Here is a 25,017-nt window from a genome sequence, read left to right on the forward strand (position 1 = left end):
AAAGAAGGATTTTCTAAAACTATGAGTGCAAAAGATATAAACAAAATTATTGAGCAATTAATTAAAGAGTATAAAGATTCAGTATTAACTTACGAAAAAATCATTAAAATCTTTCCAAAAGCACCAACAGGTGCAACGATAAAAAAGATTTTAGCATTAATTCAGTTATACAACGTAACAGTTATTAGTTCTCAAGAACAAGCTAAACTTCTAAATGATGAAGAAGCTAAAAAAAGAAGAGAACAAAGAGAAAAACTAATTGAAAATGAAGATGATGAGTTTGACTTATTAAAAAATAAAGAACTAATGGAATGGTCAAGATCAGATTCTCCTGTAAGAATGTATTTAAGAGAAATGGGACAAATTCCACTTTTAACAAAAGATGAAGAGGTTGAAATATCTAAAAAAATTGAAACTGGAGAGGATATTATCCTTGATGCTATATGCTACGTTCCATATTTGATTGATTTTATTTTAGAATACAAAGAACCATTAGTTAATAGAGAAAGAAAAGTAAAAGAGTTATTTAAAAACTTTGATGATGACAATGAAGAAGAAGAGGAAGAAGAAGATTTAGAAACTGATGAGTATGAAGATGATGAATACTCAGAAGATGATGATAAAAAAACTTCTGGAACAAAACAAAGAAAGTTAGATAAAAGAGCTCAAACTATTATAGAAGCTTTTAAAGAACTTGAAAAAGCTAAAAAAGAGTGGTTAAAATTTCAAGCAAAAGAAACAGCTAAATCTGATGATGAAGCAGATATGATGACTTTCAATCTTGCAACTTCTTTTAAAAAGAAGTTATTAAAAGAAGCTTTATTAGATTTAGGACCAACTTCAAAACTTATAACTGAAATTGTAAAAGCTATGGAAACATCATTAAAATCTGAATCAGGTTTTGATAGTGAATTAAAAAGATTAGAGTATAAATTACCACTTTTTAATGAAAATTTACAAAAAAATCACCAAAAGATATTAGAAAATATTGTAAATTTATCAAAAGCACAAATTACTGCAATGGTTCCAGAAGCTACAATGGTTTCAACTTATATGGAAATCAAAAAATTATTCCAAACAGCTGAAGCTTCTAAAGGAGGATTTGATTTAACTCCTGAAGAATTAAAAGCAGTTTTAGAACAAATAAAAAGAGGAAAAAGAATAACTGACACTTCTAAAACAAGAATGGCTCAATCAAACTTAAGACTTGTTGTATCTATTGCAAAAAGATACACAAATAGAGGTTTAGCTTTCTTAGATTTAATTCAAGAAGGAAATATCGGACTTATGAAAGCTGTTGATAAGTTTGAATATAAAAAAGGTTATAAATTCTCAACTTATGCAACTTGGTGGATAAGACAAGCAATAAGTAGAGCAATAGCTGATCAAGCAAGAACTATTAGAATACCTATTCATATGATTGAAACAATCAATAGAATCAATAAAATAATAAGAAAAGGTGTTCAAGAAAATGGTAAAGAGCCAGATGTTGAAGAAATTGCAAAAGAAGTTGGATTACCTGTTGATAAAGTAAAACAAGTAATTAAAATAACAAAAGAACCAGTTTCTCTTGAAGCTCCTATTGGAAGTGATGATGATGGTAAATTTGGAGATTTTGTACCAGATGAAAAAGCTCCAACTCCAATGGACAATATTATGAAAGAGGATTTACAAGGTCAAATTGACCAAATTCTTGGACAATTAAATGAAAGAGAACAAGCTGTTATCAGAATGAGATTTGGTCTGATGGAAGATGCAAGTGATAGAACATTAGAGGAAATTGGAAAAGAACTTTCAGTTACAAGAGAGAGAGTTAGACAAATTGAATCAAGTGCTATTAAAAAATTAAAACACCCAAAAGTAGGTAAAAATCTTAAAAATTATGTAGAGAGTTAATCTCTACATAATCGTTCTAAAATACCCATCCAGTTTGAAACAATATCTTACTATTTTGATGAGAAGTTTTTTCACTTGAAATTGGGTCAGAGTTTAAGGTCCATGCCACTTTTACTTTTGCAAAAAAATCTTTATAGTTTACATAGTATCCAAACCCTACATCTTGAAGTGTTCTTCTTTGAAATGTAATATCTTGATTTTTCTCTTGATATACATTTCCCATATCATAAAATGTTCCTATTTTATGATTATAAAAAGACATACTAGGAAGTTTTGAAAATAGCTCTACATTTATCATATATCCATTTTCAGCACTTTGTTCATTAGAAGGATAGACTTTTACTCCATAAGCTCCACCCAAACTTAAATCTTCACTTCCATCTAGGTTTTTATTTCCTAGTACTTTCTGAGCTATTAGATTTGTATTTAGTGAAAATATTTCAGAAAAAGCTATCTCATTTGAGATATAAGTATCTACTTTATTATAGTTTCCACTATTTAGATTATTATATTTTGAGCTCAAATCTCCTGTTGTAAAATTTAGATTTGCAAATATTCTTGATGGGAACTCTCCAATACTATAATATTTTTCAAAATCAAGCGAAACCACAAAAGAATCTATAGTTTTATCTTCATATTTACTACCAGTTATATAGTCATTAAACTCTTTATGATAATATTTTCCTTTTAACCAAAATGATTGGTTTGTACTTCTTTGTAATGGATAGCTTAATCCTGCCTCATATATATTTGCATTACCTTTTGCATCTAAATCTTTATACTCTTTAACTAAATTATAGTTTGTTCTAGTATATGCAACATCTGCTTTTAAACCATAAGAATTTAAAGGTATTTCATAAGCAAATCTTCCATTTTTCAAATCAGCACCATTTGAAACAAGTCCTGAAACTGACAGTTTATCTCCCAAAGTTGCAATACTATTTATATTTACTAAAGATTGAGTTCTATACAAACCTGTATATCTACTTCCAAAGTTATCAGCAACTACATAACCATCTACTCTTGGAGTTGCAGTAGTTTCAATATTAAAGTTACTTGTTCCAACATCAGCTCCTGGGCTAATTTCAGCTTTAGATACTTTAACACCTGCTCTATCATTTATAAGCAACATAGCTTTTTGGATTACATTTGTATCAATAACAGAAGAGAATTTTGTATTATCAAAAATATCTTGAACTATACTATTTCTAACTAAAGAGTTATTAGTTATTTTAAACTCACCATAGTTTCCCTCTAAAATAGAGATATTTAAAATATTTTTATTTTGTTCAAGGTTTTGAGCAGGTAAATATGCTCTTGCAACAAAGTAACCTTTATCTTGATATAGTTTAGAGATAATAGAAGACAAAGTTTGAATTTGAGTAAAAGTCAAATCTTTGTTTTCAAACTCTTTAATAAAGTTTAAAATCTCATTTGTAGAGATTTTTGTATTCCCCTCTATTTTAAAACCTTTAATTAAAATAGTTTTACTATCTGAAATATCTTTTAAGCTATCTTGTTGTACACCCTCTATTTTTACAATATCTTTTAGTTTCATAGGAATATCTTTTGGGGCTTGTATCTCTCTTTCTATACTTGAGCTATTTGGTACATTTGCTCCTAAAAGTAAGCTAGAGCTTAACACTGAAAGAATTATTATTTGATTTAGTTTTATCATCTTTTTTCCTACTTATTTATCATATTTTGGAAGTTTCTAGCTTCTTCTTCTTTTGTTGGAGCATTTATCCCACCATTTATAATCTCTACACCATATCTTTTATTAAAGCTTACAGTTTGAGTATTCTGATTTATATTTAATATTTGATTATCTATTTGAGACTCTACTTGTATAGTTTGTGCAATCTGATGAGATATACTATCTACTACATCTTGCACTCTAGTTGGTTCAACTGGTTTTGGAGTTTCAGGCTTAGCCTCAACTATTAATTTACCCTTTTTAAAATCTATCTCATAATTTGGGTTATCCAAACTACCTTTTTCTATATCATAACTCCCTACTTCACTATTTTGTGTAGCATTTGTATATAAATTCCCACTTAGAGTATCATCTCCTATTAATCCATTTGCTACATAGGTTAAACTTGGATTATTTTCCCCTTGTTTTTTACTTTTATCATTAGCAGTTACTGTTAGATTGGCTTTATTTATAGTCAAAGTTCCTTTTTTACCAACTACTGCAAATGTAAATTCATCTGTTCCAGTTAAAACAACACCTATATTAGAATATGTTCCTGCATTTTTATATGCTGTTATATCATTATTATCAACATCTACAAATTTGAAATTTACTCCAGCTTTACCAAAGATAGCTTGTGAAGTGTAGATAGAACTTAAATTTTGAAGTAAACCATTGTAATTAGTTGATTGATTTCCTAAATTTGCAGTAAAAGTTTTTGGAGCAATAGCCCAAACATATTTATTATTTACACTATCAAATTTTATAACTGGAGTTCCTTCTACCAAAGTGCTATCTGCAACTATATCCCAACCAGCAGTTTTATATACAGTTCCGTGTTTCATCTCTTCTGTTGATAGTCCTGCAACTCCAGTTTGTGAACCAGCTCCTACACCATCTCCACTATATTTAGTTTTATCATAAAAAGATTTTGAAATTGTTCCAGATGACTTGTCTCCAACCAATCCGCCTACATTAGAATCACCTCCACTGTCACCCACTGAACCAAGAGCATATGAGTTTTCTATGCTTCCACCATTCCATCCAACCAAACCGCCTACAGTAGAGGAATTACCATTACCAAATACAGTTCCACTTGCATATGAGTTTGAGATTGTTCCACCATTATTCCATCCAACCAATCCACCTACAGTAGAAAAAATACCATTACCAATTACAGTTCCACTTGCATATGAGTTTAAGATTTTTCCAGAGTTCTTGTCTCCAACCAATCCACCTACATAATTTTTTCCACTAATACTCAGATTTTCTAAGCCAATATTTTTTATAGTTGCTTTTTCTGTATAGCCGAATAGTCCAATAAAATCTTGTGTAGGTCTATTTATATATAAATCTGAAATAGTATGTCCTAAGCCATCAAATGTTCCTATAAATCCATTCGAACCTATTATTGGATTCCATCCTTCTCCATCTCCAATATATCCACTACTTAAAGAGTTTAGATTATTTAAAAGATTAAAGTAGTAACTACTACTTACAATATTTGAGTTATTAATATTTTGCAACTGTGTCCAGTTTGTAATTGTATATGGATTTGCTTCTGTTCCAAAACCACCATTAAATAGTATAGATTTAGATTTATATTCATCTTTTGTAACACCTAGTAAATAAGGAAGAAGAACTACTTCATATCCACTTACACTGGCTCCACCTCCAGTTGTTCCCCAGCCACTAATATTTGAAAATGAAAATAAAATTTCTGCTTTTGTTTTTCCATGATAAGTTTTATCTCGCATATCAGCTTGATTTGTTTCTTTATCATAATATGAGTTTGTAATGATTCCACCATTATTCCATCCAATCAATCCTCCTGCGAAAGAACTTTCACTAACTACTATTCCACTTGCATATGAGTTTGAAATTATTCCAATATTTTGTCCAACAAAACCGCCTACATAAGAAAAATCACCATTACCAAGTACAGTTCCACTTGCATATGAGTTTGAAATTTTTCCAAAAGCAAAATTACCCCCAACCAATCCACCTACAATATTATTTCCACTTACAGTTCCACTTGCATATGAGTTTTCAATTGTTCCAGAAGCAAAATTACCCCCAACCAATCCACCTACAATATTATTTCCCCTAATATTCAGATTTTCTAATCCAATATTTTTTATAGTTGCACTATTATTTATATATCCAAACAACCCAATATAATCTTGAGTTGGTCTATTTATATATAAATCTGAAATAGTAAAACCTTTACCATCAAATGTTCCTACGAAAATATTTGGAAAATTTCCTATTGGATTCCATCCTTCTCCACTATTTCCCATATATCCACTACTTGAAGAGTTTAGATTATTTAAAAGATTAAAATAGTAATTTTTAGTTAGTATATTTGAGTTATTAATATTTTGCAACTGTGTCCAGTTTGTAATTGTATATGGGTTTAATGCTGTTCCATGACCATCTTCAAATAATCTGTTTAAAAGTTTTGTAACATTTTTTAAAAATGGTAAATCTGTAGTTCCACTTGTACCATACCCTCTACCTTTTGATAAATCAGTTTCCCATTCACTACTTGCACTTTTTAAAGCAGTTGCAATTTCTGCTTTTGTTTTTCCATAAACACTATCATCCATAGAGTTTATATTCGTTTCTTTATCATAAAAAGAGTTTGTAATTGTTCCAGAACTATTGTATCCTACCAATCCACCCATATTAGTAACACCACCTTTTACAGTTCCACTTGCATATGAGTTTTCAATTGTTCCTCTATTAACTCCAACCAATCCGCCTATATAAGAATTAGTACCACTACTTACAGTTCCACTTGCATATGAGTTTGAAATTTTTCCATAAACATTATCTCCAACCAATCCTCCTACATAATTATTTCCACTTACAGTTCCACTTGCATATGAGTTTGAAATTGTTCCATAAGTATTATCTCCAACCAATCCTCCTACCTTACTTTGTCCAGTAATACTCAGATTTTCTAATCCAATATTTTTTATAGTTGCACTATTTGTATATCCAAATAGTCCAATATAATCTTGAGTTGGTCTATTTATATATAAATCTGAAATAGTAAAACCTTTGCCATCAAATGTTCCTTTAAAAATATTTGTAGCATTCCCTATTGGATTAAATCCAGTTGTTCCCCATTTTGCTGTATCTGTTTTTGTAGCACCTGCATCTATATTACTTCCTAGTTCATATTTTCCATTTAGTGCTGTTTCTATCCATTGCATTTGATTTATATTATTTACAATTACTTTTCCATTTGTATCAAATACTACTTTATCTGTTGTATTGGCTGCTTGAAAATATACTCCACCGTTTGTAGAGTTTGTATTATTTATTGTTGCATTTACATTTATACTATCTGCTGTTAATTTTAGTTGTTTATCTGTACTCCAAACTATATTTTGATTTACAGTTATATTATTATCTGCTTGTAGTTCTAGATTTGTCCCAGATAAAGCATTTTGTATAGCAGTTGCACTTACACTTCCACTATTAAAATCACTTCCACCGTTTGCTTCAATTGTCATATTAACTGGGTCAAGTAGCCATTTATTTGCAGTGATTTTAAAACTATCTTTTACAGATAAGTTTTCTCCACTTGTTTCCACAAATGAGTTTTTAGCTTTTATTTCCCCATCTATATTTGCTGTTCCACCGTGAGCAAAAAGTATTACTTCACTTTGTAGGTCATCTAAAGAAGCAGCTTCTATAATTCCTGTATTATTTACTACACCTTTTAGAAGTTCATTTTTTGCATTTGTTGTAAGATATACATTTCCACCATTTGCAACTATTAGGTTATTGTTTTCAACAAGTGAGTTTAGTGTTCCTTTTGTTACTTTTAGTGAGATATTTTGATTTTCATTTAAAGTTATAGAGAACTCATCTGCTCCAACTAAATGCACATTTCCTTTATGCACTTTTATCTCACCATTGTTTATTACACTATTTGCAACAAACACTGTATAGGCTTTATCGTTTAGGTTTATATCACCTTGATTTTCAATACTCTCTTTTGAGTTACCTTTAAAAGAGTAGTTACCTTTTTGAAAGTCATCATCTGATAGCTCTTTAGTTGTTACAAGAAGTCCAGAAGTATTTACTTTTGCATTTTTACCAAAGAGTGTACCATTTGAGTTTAGTATCCATACTTGTCCATTTGCGTTTAATGCTCCATCTATAATAGATTTTTCATTTCCTATTACTCTGTTTAGAGTTATTGAGTTTGCATTTGGTTGATTAAAGTTTACTGTTTCATTTTTAGAGATACTAAAATCTTGCCAATTTATAGAGGCTTTTTGGCTACTTTGGTTTATATTTGTTGTATTTCCATTTTGGTTTATTGTTGCATTTCCGCTTACTACTGTTCCACCACTTGGAGCTGAGTATAGATTTGAAGCAACAACAAGTGAAATCAATCCACCTTTTAGTATTCTAAATCGGTTTTTATATTCATGATTTTGATACATCTTTATCTCCTTTATTTTTAATTTACATTTCTTAATTATAGATAAAGAGTGTGATGAAGTGTGATGTTTTTTGCTTTTTTAAAATAAATTTTTAAATTTATAGTTAGATTTGATTAAAGTAGCTATAAAATGGAGATATTAGAAATAAAGAAATTTTTAGAATTTTAAATAGAGTTAAAAAATAGCATAAAATACTTCACTTTTTTACTATTTTATAAAATTTAGCATTTGCAATATTTTGGAGAAACTTAGGTTCAACCTCATGTAAGGCAATAATATTTACAAAATTACTATCCATATACCAACCTTTACCAGTATCTTTAATTTTTTCTATTTCAAATAGTTCTATTAGCTCATCTTTTGAAACAATAATTTCTTCCAAAACAACTCCTAAATATATAATTAGATCTTAATCCAACTATCTTCATCATCTATTTCAAACTCTTCTTCTATTTCACATATAATAAAATTGCAAATCCCCTTATTTGCAATTTCAATGTTTTGATAGTTATGATTTATATAATTATTTAACATGTAATATCCTATAAATTGTTTCCTAGAAATTGAATTATAGAAAAAGAGTGTGATGAAGTGTGAAGTTTTTAATAAAGAATAGTTAAATTAAAGACTTTAACTATTTTTTAAAATGTAACCAACACCATAAACATTTACAAGAGTATTTTTAGGAAGTTTTTTTCGTAGATTACTAACCAAAGATTTGACACTATCAAGTGATATTTCAATAAAAATATCACTCCAGCAATGAGACATAATATCTTCAATAGTTATATCTTTATTTCTATTTATTATAAAAAGTTCTAGCAAAGAGAGCTCTTTTTTACTTAATTTTATTTCAATATCTTTATTAAATAGTTTTTTACTAGATAGATTAAAATATATATATTCATCAAGTCTTATGATTTTTTCTGAACTTCTTAATAAATCAATAGAGATTTTATTCAACATATCTTTAACTTTTTTTAAAGTTGCAGGTTTTATTAAATAGTAATTTACATCTATATTGATTGATTCTAAAAGTAAACTATCATTTGAATGCGCAGTTATTAACACTATCTTTGTCTTATAGTCATTTTCTCTCAAAATCTTTGTTAGTTCAATTCCTGTTAAATGTGGCATATAAATATCAAGTATGAGAACATCTGGTTTATGTTGTTTATAAAGTTCTAAAGCCTCATTCCCATCATCTGCAGTAAAAACCTCTTTAAAATAGCTAGAAAAGTATTCCAACATCTCTTTTTGAATAGCTTTATCATCCTCTGCATAAAGTAGAGTAAAATGCTTTAAACTATCTTTATTGCCCATTTTTATCTCCTATTTTTTGTGAAATATTTAAAATAAATTTTGCCCCAATAGAACTATTTTCAACTTTTATATCACCAAAACTATTTAACATAATAATTTTTGCAATATAAAGTCCCATTCCAGTTCCACCAGTTTTATGTTTTGTTGTGAAATAAGGATCAAAAATTTTATCTAAATTCTCACTTTTTATCCCACCTGCATTATCTTGTATTTCTATATAAATATTTATTTCATCTTCATAAATATTTATATTTATCTCTTTTTCTTTTATATCTCTTTGTTCAAATATATCTATGGAATTTGATAAAATAGAAAAAATAACTTGCATAAATTCACTCTCATAAGCACATATAACACTATCTTGTTTATTTAGATTTACTTTTATATTTTTTAATGAAGGACTTAAAACTTTTATACTTTTTTCTATTGCTTGATCAATTTTAAAATTTTGTTTATCTTTATTTGGATTTAAAAAATCTCTAAATGTGTCTATTGTACTTGACATAAAATATATAGTATTTGATATATCTTCTAATCTTTGTTGTAGATACTCCTCATCATAATTTTTAAGTTCTATATTTCTATCTGTATTTAATAATATTGCATTTATTTTCATCAAAGGTTGTCTCCATTGATGAGCAATATTATCAATCATCTCTCCCATAGAAGCAAGACGATTTTTTTGCATGATATTTTTTTCATAAATAATTCTTTTTTCAACCTCTTCCTCTATCTTTTTTATCATTTTATATGCACTATTGTTTATAACAGAAATTTCATTTTTAAAACACTCTTCTTCAAAGCTTATTTTATCATTTAAACTATAATTGAGCATTTTATCTTTTAGTTGCATTAGAGATTTTAGATTATATTTAATAAGAAATGATGAGATAAATAAAGATACTATAAAAAATATAGCTATAAATACTATAAATTTATTAAATTCATTTAAAAGTTTTGAGTAAATAGATGAAAATGTATAATAAACCTTTAACTCTCCAATTTTCTCTTTTAAAATAGTATCTTCCAAAAGCACATGGTATATTCTTGATTTTTTAATATCTTTTTTTATATTTTCATAAATTACTTTATTATCAAGGTCTAAAATATCAATTCCAATTATTTCACTATGTGCTTGCATACTTTCACTAATTAGCTCTTTTATATTTTCTTCCAAACCTAAAGTAAGATTTATAGAGATTATTGGTGATATAGTTTTTACTATTGAATCTATTTTTTCATTCTCAAGTAAAATTAACTGATTAGAAACTATTGTATAATTTTTATAAATAAACACAGCTATAAAAAAGCTCATAACTACAGTATTTATAATAATGATTTGTGTGATAATATTTAAATTTTTCATTTTAATATCACTACATTAAAAATAGAATTTTGTAGTTCAATTCCGCTATCTTTTAAATTCTGAAGCTTTAAAAATATATTTACTTTTGAACTAATCTTTAATCCAAAAATGACTCCAAAGTCTAAATAACTATCATCATAAGCAAAACTCAATCTACCATTTTTAGATAAAAGTTCTGTTATCTGAACAATTTTATCTTTTTTACCAAGCAAAAAAAAGTAAGCTGTTGAAATATTACTACTTATAAAATCATTATATCTTATAAGATTTACTTCAAAAGTAAAATCTTTTAAAGTTATATAATTTTTTTCTAACATTTCTTTTAAGATTTGTGCAGAGTTTAAATCTATATCATCATATAAAATAGTTAAAAGTATTTTATTATTTATAAGTTTATTCTCTAAATTATTATCAGCAATTATTATTTTTGGAAATACTTTTGCTTGAAAATCTAAAAGATTTATATTGTAAACTCCATTTGCAAAAGTAAATATTGACAGATATAAAATAAGTAAAAGTTTATTAAAAATCATAGCTAAAACTTACAAACCAAGTTGTACCCTCTCTTAGCATTTTCTCATCTTTTGTATTGTATCCATAGTAAAAATACTCTTTATCTAAGATATTTTTTGCTCCAAAATATAGTTTTGCATCTTTTGAAATATTATGAGTAAGAGTTAAATCAAGTAAAGCAACATCACCTATTTTATTACCATTTAAAAGATTTTTAGAACCATAATATCTAATCAATGGGCTAATAGTAAATTTAGAATTTATTGGATAAATATATCCTAAAATTGTAGTTATTTTTGAAACTATTGGTGTATCTATTTTTAAGTTCTCATAACTATTTTTATAAGCAAAACTATTAAAACTAGCATTTAAAATTACTTTTGAACGATTCTCAAAATTTTTACTATACTCTAGCTCTGCTCCATAGTTATATTCATCTTGATTTTTATTGTAGTATTGTAAAGAATCTTTATACCTATAACCATCAATAGAATTTATATACTTTTGATAGTATAAATTTAACTTTAATTTCTCATCATTTTGTTGATAAATATACATCAATTCAACACTTTGTAGTTTTTCCGCTTCTAAAGCTTGGTCTTGAGAGTTTATTATATGCCCTACAAAATAATCTTCTATTAAAGATGGATTTCTATTCGCTTGAGAAATAGAGAATTTATATATATTTATATCATCACTAGAGTAAACAGAACCTAATCTAAAGTTTAAAAGCTTTTTATAATCTTGATAGTCATCAATTCCAAGATTTGCTAAAAGAGTTAAATTCTCATTTACACTATAAGTATCTGCTAAAAAATATGACATATTAGTTTTTGAACTCTCATCACTTATAAATCCTTGCTTTCCTGAAAACTCTTTTAACTCCTTTTGTATTGGGAAATAGGCATCATATTTTGGAATGTATTGTCCTAAACCTGTTAGATAATCTACATTTGTATAGTATTTATTTTTTGGAATTTGGATTAAAGAACCATAAACTCCATATTCGATTTTATTATTTGTAAATCTAGTATTTTTTACTAAAAGTGATATATAACTCTCTCTTTGAGTATAATCAACTTTAAAATGTGGGTCATAGATTCCAACATTATTTGGTTCAAATTTATACATATAAGTATTCATTTTATAATTACTTTGTACACTTCCTATCTTCATTTCCAAAATATTGTTTGTATTTAAGAAAGTATCATAAGTTATTTCATTTGAAAACATCTCATATTTTGAGTAACCATCATCACTCCAATCTAATAATCCCGTAGTACCATAATTGTTTTGTCTATTATTTTTTATATAATTTGAAGATATTTTAAAGTTTTTATTTTCTAAAGAAGCACCAATTAAAATATCTTCAATTCCTTCTAAAGATTCTTGTTTTCTATCAAAATTTATTCCAAAATCTATAGAATTAGTCAAAATAGCACTAGGGGCATCTACTTTTTTATTGTGTTTCAAGTAACTTGTAGATAATTTTAGTTTCCAATTATCATTTAATTTTTCATTTAAAAGTAAAGAGAAATTCTTATTATCAAAGCTTCCTGTTCCAAAAGCAATATTACTTTTATTTTTTGTGATAATATCAATAACAGCTACAAAACCACCTTGATCATAAATAGTTGAAGCATTTCCTTTTGATATTTCTATTCTATCAATTAGACTAATTGGGAAATTTTCAAAATAGTTTGAAGATACACTAACTCCATTTATTCTATATTTTATTTTCTCTTGAAAACTATTTAAAGGTTGAGTATATCCTCTTACAGATAAAATAGAGTTAACAGAAGTTGTTTTAAAAGCTTGAATTCCAGCAACAAAATTTAAAGCTTCAGACAAAGTATTTATTCCTAATGTTTGTAGGTCATTAGCATATAAAACTGTCATTGCTGTTGGTTTATAATCAATATTTAAGTTAGATTTATCACTATATTTATTTAAATCATCTAATATATTTTCTAGTTCTTGAGAAAATAAAATTATAGGAAATAATAAAAATATAAACACTATTTTAAAAAACATTTTCTTCTCATTTTCATAAAATTCTAACATTATAGTTAAAAAGTGTGATGAAGTGTAATATTTTTTCTAAAATAATTAAATTTATATTTTTTACTTATATTTCAACTTTGTTAATAAATTTGGTAAACAATACTCCTATAGGTACAATCCCTAAACCAATTATAAAAGCAAGTGGTATAAAAACTTCATTGTTATTTAAAGCAAAAAATCCAAAAATTAAAACAACATATCCTAAAATCCTATAAATAGATAAAAATCCACCTGTACTAAAAAGTGTATTTTTAAAGGTATTTTGTTTTACCCTACTTTTCTCTTCATCTATTATCTCTTTTATCTTTTGTGGAGTTAGTTCATCTTCTGGAATTTCTTTGTATTCACTATATAAATCATACGGGTCATCTATCTCATCTATTTTATCTCTATCTTCACTTAAAATAGTAGAATTATCATCTATATTTGCTAATCTATTTTGAATATTTTTTCTATATGACAAAAATGATGCAATAGTTATAAACAATGATGAGAAAAATGCAACTTGTATATTTAAAAGCCATAAAGTATTTTGAAAAAATATTGCATAAAGGCTAAGGCAAAGGTTTAAAAATATAAAAACCTTTGCAAAATTTAGAATTTTACTATTTATCTTCGTCATCTAAAGATTTATCACCATATTTTGCTCTATGAGCATATCGTGGGTCATTCTCCATACCTTCATAAACTTTTTGAGCTCTTTTATAAGCTCTATATACATTAAGACCAGCTGCGGCTATTCCCCAAAAAACTCCCAACCAAAGAGTCCAAGTATAACCCGTCAAGTGTTTTAAACCTAATCCAATAGCAACTCCAATAACAACTGCAGCAACCATAGAAATACCTACTGATAAACTATCTAAAGCTTCTATTTTATCTCTATGTTTTGGTTTTTGTTCTTTTAAATCTTCCATATTTTTCCAATCTATTTTATATAACTACAACAGTAATCGCTTATTGTTTTTACTTTTATATCAAAGCTAGAATTTGCAGGAACACTAAAAGAACTTCCACTTTTGTAAGTTTTCCACTCATTTTCACCTTTCAATCGTACTTCAACATCACCTTCAATTATCTCCATAATTTCAGCTTCTGCTGTTCCAAAAAGATACTCTCCAACCATCATAATCCCTAAAGATTTTTTACTTCCATCAGTATCTATAAATGTTCTACTAGTAACATTTCCATCAAAATATATATTAGCTTTTTTTATCAATTCTACATTTTTAAAACTTTGCATTTTTTACCTTATAAATCTTTCATTACTTCTTTTGCTGCTTTTATACAATCATCTATCTCTTTATTTGTAATTTTTGTACAAATAAATCCAGCTTCATATTGGCTACAAGCAAAATAAAAACCTCTTTTCAACATTTCTTGATGAAATTTAGCAAATCTTTCAAAATTGCAATTTCCTACTTCTTTAAAATTTTTTGGCTCATTTTCACAAAAGAAAAATCCAAACATACTTCCTCTTGTGTTTACTTGCAATGAAATATTACACTCTTTTGCAACTTTTTTTAATCCATTTACAAGTCTTAAAGCTTTTTTAGATAAATCATCATATATCTTTGGATTTGCTTTTAATTTCTTTAAACTTTCAAGTCCAGCTGCCATAGCCACTGGATTTCCACTTAATGTTCCTGCTTGGTAAATTTTACCTTCAGGAGAAAGATAACTCATAATCTCTTTATTTGAAGCAAATGCACCAACAGGCATTCCAGCACCTATTACTTTTCCAAAAGTCAAAATATCAGCTTGTACTTTTAAAATTCCACTTGCTCCTTTTAAACTTGCTCTAAATCCACTCATAACTTCATCAAAAATTAGTAACGCTCCATGTTTATCACAAAGCTCTCTACAAGCAACTAAAAACTCTTCTGTTGCAGGAACTAATCCCATATTACCAGCAATTGGTTCGATTATAATACAAGCAATATCAGAACTCTCTTCAAAGCATTTTTCTAATTGTGCTATATTGTTATATTCGCACAAAAGTGTATGTTTTGTTAAATCAGAAGGAACTCCAGGACTACTTGGACTTCCAAAAGTTGCCATTCCACTTCCTGCTTGAACTAGTAGTGAATCACTATGTCCGTGATAACAACCCTCAAATTTTATAATATCATTTTTATTTGTAACACCTCTTGCTAATCTTATAGCACTCATAGTAGCTTCTGTTCCAGAACTTACAAATCTAACTTTATCGATATTGTCATACATATCAACAATTTCATTAGCTAATTTTGTTTCTAAATTTGTAGGTGCTCCAAATGAAAGACCTTCTTTTGCAGTTTTTATAACAACCTTTTCAATATCTTTATCACAATGTCCAAAAATCAGTGGTCCCCAACTTTGTACAAAATCTAAATATTTATTTCCATCTATATCATAGATATATGCACCTTTCCCTTTTTTTATAAAAGGCGGTGTTCCTCCAACACTTTTAAATGCACGAACAGGAGAATCAACACCTCCAGGTATTACTTTACAAGCTTTTTCATAAGCTTTAATAGATTTTTTAAACATATATATTCCTAAATAATTATTTATTTTCATTTTACTATAAGTTATATAAGCAATTGGTTATTTAAATATTTAAACAATTTTTGGTACAACAATTTGAACTAAAAACATATAAAAAACAGTTGAACCAATGATGCTTAAAAGTACATTATTAAACCTTATATGAAGAAAAATTGTTATAAAGATAGATAAAATTTCAGCTATTCCAAAAGGAACTTCTAAAAAATCTACACTTTTTATTGTATAAAAAACTAAAATAACCATTATTGCCAATGGCATTGCTTTTTCAAAAATGAGTAAAATTTGTGATTGTTTTTCTTGTTTTCTAAAAATTATAAAAGGTAAAAAACGAGTCAGCATAGTAGCAATCATTGCAACTAGAATAACTAAAATTATTTCTAAATTACTCAAATTTTTATCCTTCCTCTAAATAAAATAATAAAAATTGTACAAATAGTTAAACAAACAATCAACATATATTCATTTGGTAAAAATAGTCCAAAAATCCCTACTATACAAGATATTAAAAGAACTATTTTTGATTTCAATTTTTTATATAACTCTATTGCTAAAACAACAAAAAGTGATGTTAGCATAAACCCTATTCCTGTTGAATCAAAATTTAAAAATTGTCCAAAATAAGAACCTAAAAATACACCAAAAACCCAATATATTTGACTCAAAAGTGTTATAAAAAAATATACTTTTTGTTTTTCATCATTTTTTATATCTATTAGTTTAAAAAGTGCAAAAGTTTCATCTGTAAGCGAAAATATAGAGTATTTTTTAACTAATCCTTTTAGGTTTTTAAAATCATTTAACATCGAAATACCATAGAAAAAGTGTCTAAAATTTACCAAAAATATTGTTATAAAAACCTCAAATAAAGATGCAAAAGACAATATAAAAGCGACAAGTAGGAATTCAGCACTTCCAGCGTAAACTAAAGCACTCATAAGGGTAGCAAAATACCAAGGAATATCAGAGCTTACAGCAAATATACCAAATGCCATACCTAAAGGAATATATCCAAAAAAAATAGGAGATGTGATTTTTATGATTTGTACGAGTTTCAAGAATGCCTTTTCAAAAAACAAAATTATATCTTTAAAAAGTTTATATCTATTTTATACTATGCCAAAATTTCAAGAAAATTTAATATAATTCGCCTATGAGAATTATTGCTATATCTTTTATCATTTCAATATTAATTCATCTTCTCTTATTTATAGAGTACAAAAAGATTGATGATACAAAAAAAGATGTACCAAAAGAGCATGTAGAAAAAACTGAGGTTAAGATGGTAAAACTTCAAGAAAAAAAAGCCTTACCAGAACCAATACCAACGCCACCAACTCAAAAAGTAGAGAAAATAGAACCTATACAAAAACAAGAAATACAAAAGAAGCAAGAAACTGTAAAACAAATACAACCTAAACCAAAAGATATAAAAAAAGCAAAAGAGTTTCAAGATAAAATTTTAAAAGAGCAAAATGTAAAAAATAAAAAGACCATACAAGAAAAAACTTTAGAAGACTTTTTAAGCCAAAAAGAACCGATAAATAAAGAAGTTTTAAATGAACTTCAAAAGCTTTATGGAAAAGAGTATGATAATTTTACTAAAGTTCAAAAAGCATATTTAGAGAAAAATATAAATAACTTTCAAGTTATTACTCAAAGAGTTTTAAATCGTATAGGTTATCCAAAATTATCAGCATATTTAAGAATTGGTGGAATAAATGTTGTAGAATTTATGTTTCATCCAAATGGAGATATTAGTGATTTAAAAATAATTGGACCTTCTGGATACTCTGATTTAGATAAACATTCTATTGAATTAATAGAAATTGCGTATAAAGAATATCCAAAGCCTAGTGAACCAACAAAAATAAGATTTAAAGTTCACTACATAGCACATTAAAATATTTACATTTTTCTTTCATAATTATAAATATCCATATACCTAAATGCTATTAAATTTTCCAATATTGCAAAAGTTACTATAAAATTCAAAAATGAGCTTCCTCCATAGGAGAATAGTGGTAAAGGTATCCCAACAACAGGTGCAAAACCTATAACCATCAAAATATTTACACTCATATTTAAAAATATAAGTAAGGCTAGTCCAGAAGCAAAAGCTTTGACTACGAAATCATTTTTAAAAAAATAGTTTATTGTAAATAGATGAAATATTATTAATAAATATAAAAATATAAGTCCTAAAGCACCTAAAAAGCCATGTCTTTCAACCAAATATGCAAAAATAAAATCACTTGTTGCTATTGGCAAAAATTTTAGCTGAGTTTGTGTAGCTTCGTTACTATCCTTTCCAGTAAGCCCACCTGAACCAATTGCTATAATACTTTGTTGTACATGGTAACTAGGTTTTTCAGCAACTATAAAATCATGAACTCTCTTTTTTTGATAATCTTTCATTATATAATTATAGGATAATGGTATAAATACAGATAAAATAGCAACTATACCTAGCCATATTTTCCAATTTACTCCTATTATGAAAAGTATTCCATAACCAACAAGTAGCATTACTAAAGCAGTTCCCAAATCTGGCTCTTTTGCTATAAGGAAAAATGGAATCATAATGTATATAGAAAAATATCCGAAATCTTTTAAACCATATCCTCCTATTGGTGGTGGACGATGGTGTATTAAATATCCAAGCATTAAAATGTATATTGGTTTTATAATTTCTGATGGTTGAATAGTTGTATCAACTATTGGTATATGTATCCATCTTTTAGCTCCAAGTTTTGTAACTCCTATAAACTCAACAGCTAATAAAAGTATAATTCCTATCCAGTACAAAATAGGCACTAATCTTAGGTTTCTTCTTATGGGTAACATAAAAACTAAAAAAAATATAAACAAAGATACACTATAATAAAAAATCTGTTTATTAGCTAATGCTTCATTTACATCTTCAATTAATACATAAGATAGTATTATCAAAGGTGAAATAAATAGTAATATTAAATAATCAAAATGTGAAATAATTCTTTTATCAAGTAATCGCATAACAAAAGAGTAGCATAAAATGTATAAAAATTTTATTGTAGAAGAAGAGACAAGATTAGATAAATTCTTAAGCTCTAAAATAGAAGCTTCAAGAAATCAAATTGAACAATTAATCAAAAAAGAGTTTGTAAAAGTTGATGGGAAAACCACTATTAAAAATGGATTGAAATTAAAATTAAATCAAAATGTTGAAGTTTTTTTCCCAGAAAATGAATTATCAAATATAAAAGATATAGATTTTATAAAAAATTCATTGAAAGATAAAGAAATACCAATTATATACGAAGATGATTCAATTTTAATAGTAAATAAACCCATAAATTTAACAATACATGATGCCCCAAGTGTAAAAGATGCAACTTTAGTTGATTGGCTAAAACTTAAAAATATCTCACTTTCTACAATAAGTGGAGAAGAAAGACACGGTATTGTACATAGACTTGATAAAGGAACAAGCGGAATAATTATCATTGCAAAAACAAATCAAGCTCACTTAGAACTATCAAAACAACTTGAAACTAGAGAAGCAGGAAGATACTATTTAGCATTGATTGATTTACCTTTAAAAGATAATATTGTTGTGGAAGAACCAATAGCTAGAAATCCTAATAATCGCTTAAAAATGGCTATTGTAAAAGATGGAAGATATTCAAAAACTGCATTTTGTAAACTTGAAACAAGTAAAAATGAAAAATTTGAGTTAATTGCTTGTAAACTATCAACTGGAAGAACTCATCAAATAAGAGTACATTTAAATTCGTTAAATAGGCATATCATTGGAGATAATTTATATGGATTTAAGAGCGAATTAAGTAAAATAGATGGATTTTTTTTACACGCTTATTGTTTAGTATTTACTCATCCTGTCACAAAAGAGAAGATGAGTTTCACAGCTAATATTCCTAAACATATGGTAGATTTTTTAGATAATAATTTTAATATGGAGAGAATTTATGAAAGAATTGAAACATCTAGTATCTTTAATTGCTTTAATTTTTCTAATTAGTGGTTGTGCAAATATTTTTAATACAACAACTACACCAAAAGTTAATAATTCATTTCAAACTGTAAACTACAGTTCAATCAAATCAATTCCAGATATGGCTTCTATTGGTTTTGAATGGCAAAGAATCGATGACCATAGAGTTGTTGGATATAATTTTTATAGAACAGAACTAAGTAAAGGTGAAAAAACTTTAAAACTTATAAAAGCTACTGATAGTAGATATGTAACACACTATGTTGATAAAGGTTTAGAACCAAAAACTAAATACGCTTATCAAATTTCAGCAAGATTGAGTGATGGAAGTGAATCACCAACAACAAATGCTTATATAGTAGAAACTCTACCTAGGATAAAACCCGTTGAATTTGCACAAGCTATATCAAATCTACCAAGAAAAATAAAACTTATTTGGCATCCACATTCAGACCCTAGAGTTAGTTATTATAGAGTTGAAAAATATAACACTTTGATAAATGAATGGATTTTTCAATCAAAAATAACACAAAGATTATCAGCTGAATATATAGAAACTGGATTAAAAGACAATACAACTTATAAATACAGAGTTAAAGCCTTCTCTTTTGAAGATGTAGAATCAGCACCAAGCCCAATTTTGGAAGCAAAAACAAAACCTGTACCTTTGCCTCCAAGAAATATAATAGCATCAAACAATATACCACAAAGTGTATTTTTAACTTGGGAAAAATCTCCTACTTCTGATGTTGTAGAATATAATATTTACAGAAGTAGTTATAAACTTTTAGGTTATAGTAAAATTGCAACAGTAAATGCAAACTCAACTGAATATACAGATAAAATCAGTAGTTCAGGAAAAGAGTATTTTTATAAGGTAACTGCTGTGGATAAAGATGGTCTTGAAAGTAGCGAAGATGTAGATTCTATAAGAGGTATTACTCTAGCTCCACCATTAAAACCAACTATAACTTTAGCTCAAATTCAAGGTAATAAAGCTATTTTAAACTGGCAAAGTGGAGATAACAGAGCAGTTTCTTATAATGTAAACAAAAAAGTAAAAAAATATCTGATTTTTTCTGATACAACAAAATTTGAAAATATTAGTGGACTTAGATTTGAAGATAATGATATTGTTGATGGAGTTGAATATCGTTACTCAGTTCAAGCTGTAGATGAATTTGGTATAGTATCAGCAAATAGTGATGAAGCTAAATTAACACTTTCTAATTCAAGATTATAATTATGCCTCATATAGTTTTTGAAAAAAATAGCTTAATCAAAACTCCTGTAAAAGATAAAAATATAGAGTTTTTGTTTACAGCTGTTTCATATCATACAGAAGAACAAAATAGAAAAATAGAATATAAAATTGCTGTAAAAAATGAAGATAAAGAATTTTTACTTACAATAAAAAACAAAGATGAAGACTTTTTAATAAAATCAGATAAAACTACAAGAATATCACCTGTTACTTTTATAAAAGATGCTTTAAATAGTTATGTAAATTTAAATAATTCAAAAACTATATTTTCAAATACAAATAATCTAAAGCAAAAAAAAGAACAAGAACATAAATATTTAAAAGATATAAACTACTTTGTAGATGAATTTAAAACTTCAAAAGAGATTCAAATTGAAATAGGATTTGGAAGTGGAAGACATCTTTTGTATCAAGCAAAAAACAATCCCAATATACAATTTATAGGGCTTGAGATTCATTATCCATCAATAGAGCAGCTTTTAAGACAATTGGAACTACAAAATATTACAAATGTTTTAGTTGTAAACTATGATGCAAGACTTTTTATGGAGTTTATAGAATCAAATCAAGTAGGAAAAATATTTGTTCATTTTCCTGTTCCTTGGGATAAGAAACCACATAGAAGAATATACTCAAATGAGTTTATTAGTGAAGCATTAAGAGTTTTAAAAGTAGGAGGAACACTCGAACTTAGAACAGATAGTAGAAAATATTTTGATTTTTCACTAGAACTTCTTACAAATCTTAATAAAGCAAATATATCTATAGATATAAATAAAGATTTAGAAGTAACAAGTAAATATGAAGATAGATGGAAAAAGCAAGGTAAAAATATTTATGATGTAGTTTTAACTTCAAAAAATGAAGATAATATGACAGATTTAAATTATGATTTTAGCTTTGATTTTAAAATATCTTTTGAAAGATTTTTAAACCATATTCCATATAAAGCTATTATTTTAAAAAACTTTTTTGTTCATATAGAAGAGTTTTATACAATAATAGATGAAGAAAATTCAGGTTTGATAAAAGTTACAATGGGGAATTTTGATAGACCAGTTACTAAATATCTTTTAGTAAAAAATGGTGTAATTTCATACTATCAAGGAAACCCTCTTCCTACAAGTTCAAATATTCAAGCACATAAAAAATTAAAAGAGATTGTGTCTATATGATCGTAGCAAGAGATTTATATCTAACTTATGATAATAATAAGTATATTATTAAAAGAGGTAATTTCAGTATAAAACCAAAAGAGTTCGTATTCATTGGTGGAACTTCTGGGAGTGGTAAATCAACATTATTGAAATCTTTTTATGGAGATATTCCTATAAAACACGGTAGTTTAAAAATCTCTGGTCAAGAAGTTTTTGGAATAAAAGGTAAACATCTAAGACTTCTAAGAAAAGATATTGGAGTAATTTTTCAAGATTATAAACTAATTAATGAGTTTACAATAGAAGAAAATATTATGATTCCTCTTAGAATAAATAATTACTCAGAAGAAGTTTCAAAACTTCAAGCTGATAATTTATTAAAGCATGTAAAATTATCACATAGAAAAGGCTACTATCCAAATCAACTAAGTGGTGGAGAGCAACAACGAGTTGCAGTAGCTCGTGCTTTAGCACACAATCCTAAAATAATAATTGCAGATGAACCTACTGGTAATTTAGATGATTTTAGTGCTGATGTTGTATGGAACTTATTAAAAGGAGCAAATGAACAACTTGGAATTACAGTTGTTGTTGTAACACATAGAGTTCCTAAAAATTTAGGTATAAATTTTAGACAATTATCAATAGAAGATGGGATAATATATGAAGTCTCTTAAAGCTATTTTTGCATTTCTAATCCCCCTACTATCAATGTTAATAACTTTTTGTATATTTTTAATAATAGACAATATTGTTGACAATTACAAAACTAAAATTTCAAGAGATTACTCTATTGTTATAGTTGCTACAAATCCTATAAATAAAGAATCTCTAAATGAATTAGCTGGAATAAAAGTAGAGAATATTCAAGTTTTACCAAATGATAAAATTATTGAAAATATAAAAGCAAATTTATCTTCTAATTCTATTGAATTATTAAGACAAAAATTACCATATTTTTATCAAATTTATTTAGAAATTTTTCCTACAAGTAGCGATTTAGAAGTTATCAAAAAAACATTACTTTCAAATAAAGATATAAAGAATGTAGAAGTTTTCTATAAAAACCATAATCAAGTATATTTACTACTACTAATTTTAAATAGTGTATCTTTTATACTATTTTTTATAATTACAATTTTTGCAATAATAATAATTGCAAAACAAATAAAACTTTGGTTTCATGAACATCATATAAAAATATCAATATTAAGACTTCATGGAGCATCAATACTTTACAGTGCATCTTCTGTTTTAAAATATGCACTAATTAGTTCTCTTTTAGCATTTTTAATCGCAACAGGATTTTTAACTTATATTTCTCAAAATATAGACCTACTATTTCCTTTAGAACTTCAAGATATTGTTGATATCAAAATAGATATTATTAAAGAGATAATAAAAATATTTATCTTATCTTTTTGTATATCTATTTTTACAATTCTTGGAGTTCTTCTAAAATATAAGATAAACAATGATTAAAATAGTTTTTCTAATATTTGCATCATCTTTTTTACTTTTTTCATCAACTATTGATAAAAAAATTCAACAAAACCAAAAGATTTTAGATTCTAGTAAAAAAAGTAAAGAGGATACAACTTTAAAAGTAAAAGAATTAGCTGATAAAATAGAGACTCAAAATAATAATATTTCAAAATTAGAAGAAGATATTATAAAAATAAATGAAGATATAGAGCAACATCAAAAACTTCTTGAGAATTCTCAACTTAAATTAAATGAATTGCAATCAAAATCAGAAGATTTATTAAAAGAAAAGAATAGTAGTGAAGAAGAGATAATAAACACAATTGTTGAAGAATTCTCTATATCTATGGCTTTAAAATTGGCTTCAATAAACTCTTTTCAAGAACTTATTGACAATGAAATTTTTAATCTTTTATCTCAAAACTCTCAAAAAAAAGTTTTACAATTAAATGAAAACTACAATAAAATATCTGAAAACACAAAAGCAAATCAGCAAGAAATAAATAAGCTAAACACTTATATAAAAGATAGATTAAAAACAAAAGAACAATTTACAGCTTTAAAAACAAAACATGCTAGTTCTTTAGTAAATCTTGAAAAAGAACATAAACTATATCAAGAAGAATTAAAAAAAGTAGCTCTTCAACAAGAATCTTTAAATAAAATTTTATCTGATTTAAAAATTGTAAAACAACAAGAGATAAAAAAAGCACAACAAGAAGAAAAAGATAAAGTTAGTCAATCTAGCGAAATACAAACAACAAATGTAAGAAATCAAAAATTTGCAAAAGATTTAGATTTAGATGTTAGAAAAATAGGTTCTTCAACGGATGGAGTTAAAATAGCAAAATATACTGGAGCAAAAACAATAGCTCCTTTAAAATCTTTTAAAGTTGTAAAAAACTTTGGAACATATTATGATCCAGTTTACAAAATAAAGTTATTTAATGAATCTATTGTCTTACAGTCAAATGATAAAGATTCAAAAGTTGTTTCAGTTTTAAATGGAAAAGTTGTATATGCTAAAAAGAATGCTGGAATGCTTGATAATGTTGTAATAATCCAACACGAAGCTGGAATACACACTATTTACTCACATTTAGATGATATAGCTCCAAATATAGTTGTAGGGAAATGGGTTCAAAAAGGTTCAGTTGTAGGAAGAGTAAACTCTAATCTTACATTTCAAGTTACAAAAGATTCAGCTCATATAGATCCAAAAGATCTATTTAAAATTTAGGCTTAT

Annotated in this window: 22 protein-coding genes; 8 read left to right on the forward strand and 14 right to left on the reverse strand. The window is 26.6% G+C overall.

Annotated features, from left to right (window positions below; all coding sequences use genetic code 11):
- Positions 1-21: 21 nt before the first annotated feature.
- Positions 22-1,896 carry an RNA polymerase sigma factor RpoD gene (gene rpoD, locus ACNSOS_RS02075; protein WP_418185767.1) on the forward strand — a complete coding sequence of 625 codons (1,875 nt, stop codon included), beginning with the start codon at positions 22-24 and terminating at the stop codon, positions 1,894-1,896.
- Positions 1,897-1,912: 16 nt separating this feature from the next.
- Here rpoD and ACNSOS_RS02080 read toward each other — a convergent pair whose 3' ends face one another.
- From ACNSOS_RS02080 to ACNSOS_RS02140, 13 genes are all read right to left on the reverse strand, one after another.
- On the reverse strand, positions 1,913-3,574 hold the full coding sequence (locus ACNSOS_RS02080; protein ID WP_418185768.1) for a ShlB/FhaC/HecB family hemolysin secretion/activation protein: 1,662 nt from the start codon (positions 3,572-3,574) through the stop codon (positions 1,913-1,915).
- Positions 3,575-3,582: 8 nt separating this feature from the next.
- On the reverse strand, positions 3,583-8,058 hold the full coding sequence (locus tag ACNSOS_RS02085) for a GLUG motif-containing protein (protein ID WP_418185769.1): 4,476 nt from the start codon (positions 8,056-8,058) through the stop codon (positions 3,583-3,585).
- A gap of 196 nt (positions 8,059-8,254) precedes the next feature.
- Entirely contained in the window at positions 8,255-8,440 is a 186-nt protein-coding gene (locus ACNSOS_RS02090; RefSeq protein WP_418178794.1) for a hypothetical protein, read from the reverse strand.
- Between the two features lie 248 nt (positions 8,441-8,688).
- Entirely contained in the window at positions 8,689-9,381 is a 693-nt protein-coding gene (locus ACNSOS_RS02095; RefSeq protein WP_418185770.1) for a response regulator transcription factor, read from the reverse strand.
- On the reverse strand, positions 9,371-10,747 hold the full coding sequence (locus ACNSOS_RS02100) for a sensor histidine kinase (RefSeq protein ID WP_026804495.1): 1,377 nt from the start codon (positions 10,745-10,747) through the stop codon (positions 9,371-9,373). The genes ACNSOS_RS02095 and ACNSOS_RS02100 overlap by 11 nt, the downstream gene beginning before the upstream one ends.
- Positions 10,744-11,280, reverse strand: a complete 537-nt coding sequence (locus ACNSOS_RS02105; RefSeq protein ID WP_026804496.1) for a hypothetical protein — start codon at positions 11,278-11,280, stop codon at positions 10,744-10,746. The genes ACNSOS_RS02100 and ACNSOS_RS02105 overlap by 4 nt, the downstream gene beginning before the upstream one ends.
- The gene (locus ACNSOS_RS02110) at positions 11,270-13,294 is read right to left on the reverse strand and encodes a TonB-dependent receptor (protein WP_418185771.1); all 2,025 of its coding nucleotides are present in this window, start codon (positions 13,292-13,294) and stop codon (positions 11,270-11,272) included. Before ACNSOS_RS02110 ends, ACNSOS_RS02105 begins: the two co-directional genes overlap by 11 nt.
- A gap of 94 nt (positions 13,295-13,388) precedes the next feature.
- Positions 13,389-13,946 (reverse strand): hypothetical protein, encoded by a 558-nt coding sequence (locus tag ACNSOS_RS02115; RefSeq protein WP_418185772.1) that lies wholly within the window; start codon positions 13,944-13,946, stop codon positions 13,389-13,391.
- Positions 13,930-14,238: an AtpZ/AtpI family protein gene (locus tag ACNSOS_RS02120; protein ID WP_113893889.1), complete on the reverse strand. Its 309-nt coding sequence runs from the start codon at positions 14,236-14,238 to the stop codon at positions 13,930-13,932. Before ACNSOS_RS02120 ends, ACNSOS_RS02115 begins: the two co-directional genes overlap by 17 nt.
- Before the next feature lie 11 nt (positions 14,239-14,249).
- Complete coding sequence (locus ACNSOS_RS02125) at positions 14,250-14,564, reverse strand: pyrimidine/purine nucleoside phosphorylase (protein WP_113909481.1); 315 nt, start codon at positions 14,562-14,564, stop codon at positions 14,250-14,252.
- Between the two features lie 8 nt (positions 14,565-14,572).
- Positions 14,573-15,853, reverse strand: coding sequence for a glutamate-1-semialdehyde 2,1-aminomutase (gene hemL, locus ACNSOS_RS02130; RefSeq protein ID WP_113893891.1), 1,281 nt, complete (start codon positions 15,851-15,853; stop codon positions 14,573-14,575).
- Between the two features lie 69 nt (positions 15,854-15,922).
- Entirely contained in the window at positions 15,923-16,261 is a 339-nt protein-coding gene (locus ACNSOS_RS02135) for a branched-chain amino acid transporter permease (protein ID WP_113893892.1), read from the reverse strand.
- On the reverse strand, positions 16,258-16,947 hold the full coding sequence (locus ACNSOS_RS02140; RefSeq protein WP_418185773.1) for an AzlC family ABC transporter permease: 690 nt from the start codon (positions 16,945-16,947) through the stop codon (positions 16,258-16,260). Before ACNSOS_RS02140 ends, ACNSOS_RS02135 begins: the two co-directional genes overlap by 4 nt.
- A 74-nt stretch (positions 16,948-17,021) precedes the next feature.
- Between ACNSOS_RS02140 and ACNSOS_RS02145 the strand changes: the two genes are divergently transcribed.
- The gene (locus tag ACNSOS_RS02145; RefSeq protein WP_418185774.1) at positions 17,022-17,771 is read left to right on the forward strand and encodes a TonB family protein; all 750 of its coding nucleotides are present in this window, start codon (positions 17,022-17,024) and stop codon (positions 17,769-17,771) included.
- A 5-nt stretch (positions 17,772-17,776) separates the two neighbouring features.
- Here ACNSOS_RS02145 and ACNSOS_RS02150 read toward each other — a convergent pair whose 3' ends face one another.
- Positions 17,777-18,886, reverse strand: coding sequence for an FtsW/RodA/SpoVE family cell cycle protein (locus tag ACNSOS_RS02150; protein WP_418185775.1), 1,110 nt, complete (start codon positions 18,884-18,886; stop codon positions 17,777-17,779).
- A gap of 19 nt (positions 18,887-18,905) precedes the next feature.
- Here ACNSOS_RS02150 and ACNSOS_RS02155 point away from each other — a divergent pair, with 19 nt between their 5' ends.
- From ACNSOS_RS02155 to ACNSOS_RS02180, 6 genes are read left to right on the forward strand one after another with little or no spacing between them, the layout of a single operon-like run.
- On the forward strand, positions 18,906-19,892 hold the full coding sequence (locus ACNSOS_RS02155) for an RluA family pseudouridine synthase (protein WP_418185776.1): 987 nt from the start codon (positions 18,906-18,908) through the stop codon (positions 19,890-19,892).
- A complete protein-coding gene (locus ACNSOS_RS02160) occupies positions 19,840-21,108 on the forward strand; it encodes a fibronectin type III domain-containing protein (protein WP_418185777.1) in 1,269 nt (422 codons plus the stop codon). Before ACNSOS_RS02155 ends, ACNSOS_RS02160 begins: the two co-directional genes overlap by 53 nt.
- 2 nt (positions 21,109-21,110) lie before the next feature.
- Complete coding sequence (trmB, locus tag ACNSOS_RS02165; RefSeq protein WP_418185778.1) at positions 21,111-22,304, forward strand: tRNA (guanosine(46)-N7)-methyltransferase TrmB; 1,194 nt, start codon at positions 21,111-21,113, stop codon at positions 22,302-22,304.
- The gene (locus ACNSOS_RS02170; RefSeq protein WP_113893899.1) at positions 22,301-22,963 is read left to right on the forward strand and encodes a cell division ATP-binding protein FtsE; all 663 of its coding nucleotides are present in this window, start codon (positions 22,301-22,303) and stop codon (positions 22,961-22,963) included. Before trmB ends, ACNSOS_RS02170 begins: the two co-directional genes overlap by 4 nt.
- On the forward strand, positions 22,950-23,768 hold the full coding sequence (locus ACNSOS_RS02175; RefSeq protein ID WP_113893900.1) for an FtsX-like permease family protein: 819 nt from the start codon (positions 22,950-22,952) through the stop codon (positions 23,766-23,768). The genes ACNSOS_RS02170 and ACNSOS_RS02175 overlap by 14 nt, the downstream gene beginning before the upstream one ends.
- Positions 23,761-25,011 carry a murein hydrolase activator EnvC family protein gene (locus tag ACNSOS_RS02180; protein ID WP_418185779.1) on the forward strand — a complete coding sequence of 417 codons (1,251 nt, stop codon included), beginning with the start codon at positions 23,761-23,763 and terminating at the stop codon, positions 25,009-25,011. Before ACNSOS_RS02175 ends, ACNSOS_RS02180 begins: the two co-directional genes overlap by 8 nt.
- The last annotated feature ends 6 nt before the right edge of the window (positions 25,012-25,017 follow it).

The organism is Aliarcobacter vitoriensis (genome assembly GCF_048320235.1).
GTDB classification, from domain to species: Bacteria; Campylobacterota; Campylobacteria; order Campylobacterales; family Arcobacteraceae; genus Aliarcobacter; species Aliarcobacter vitoriensis.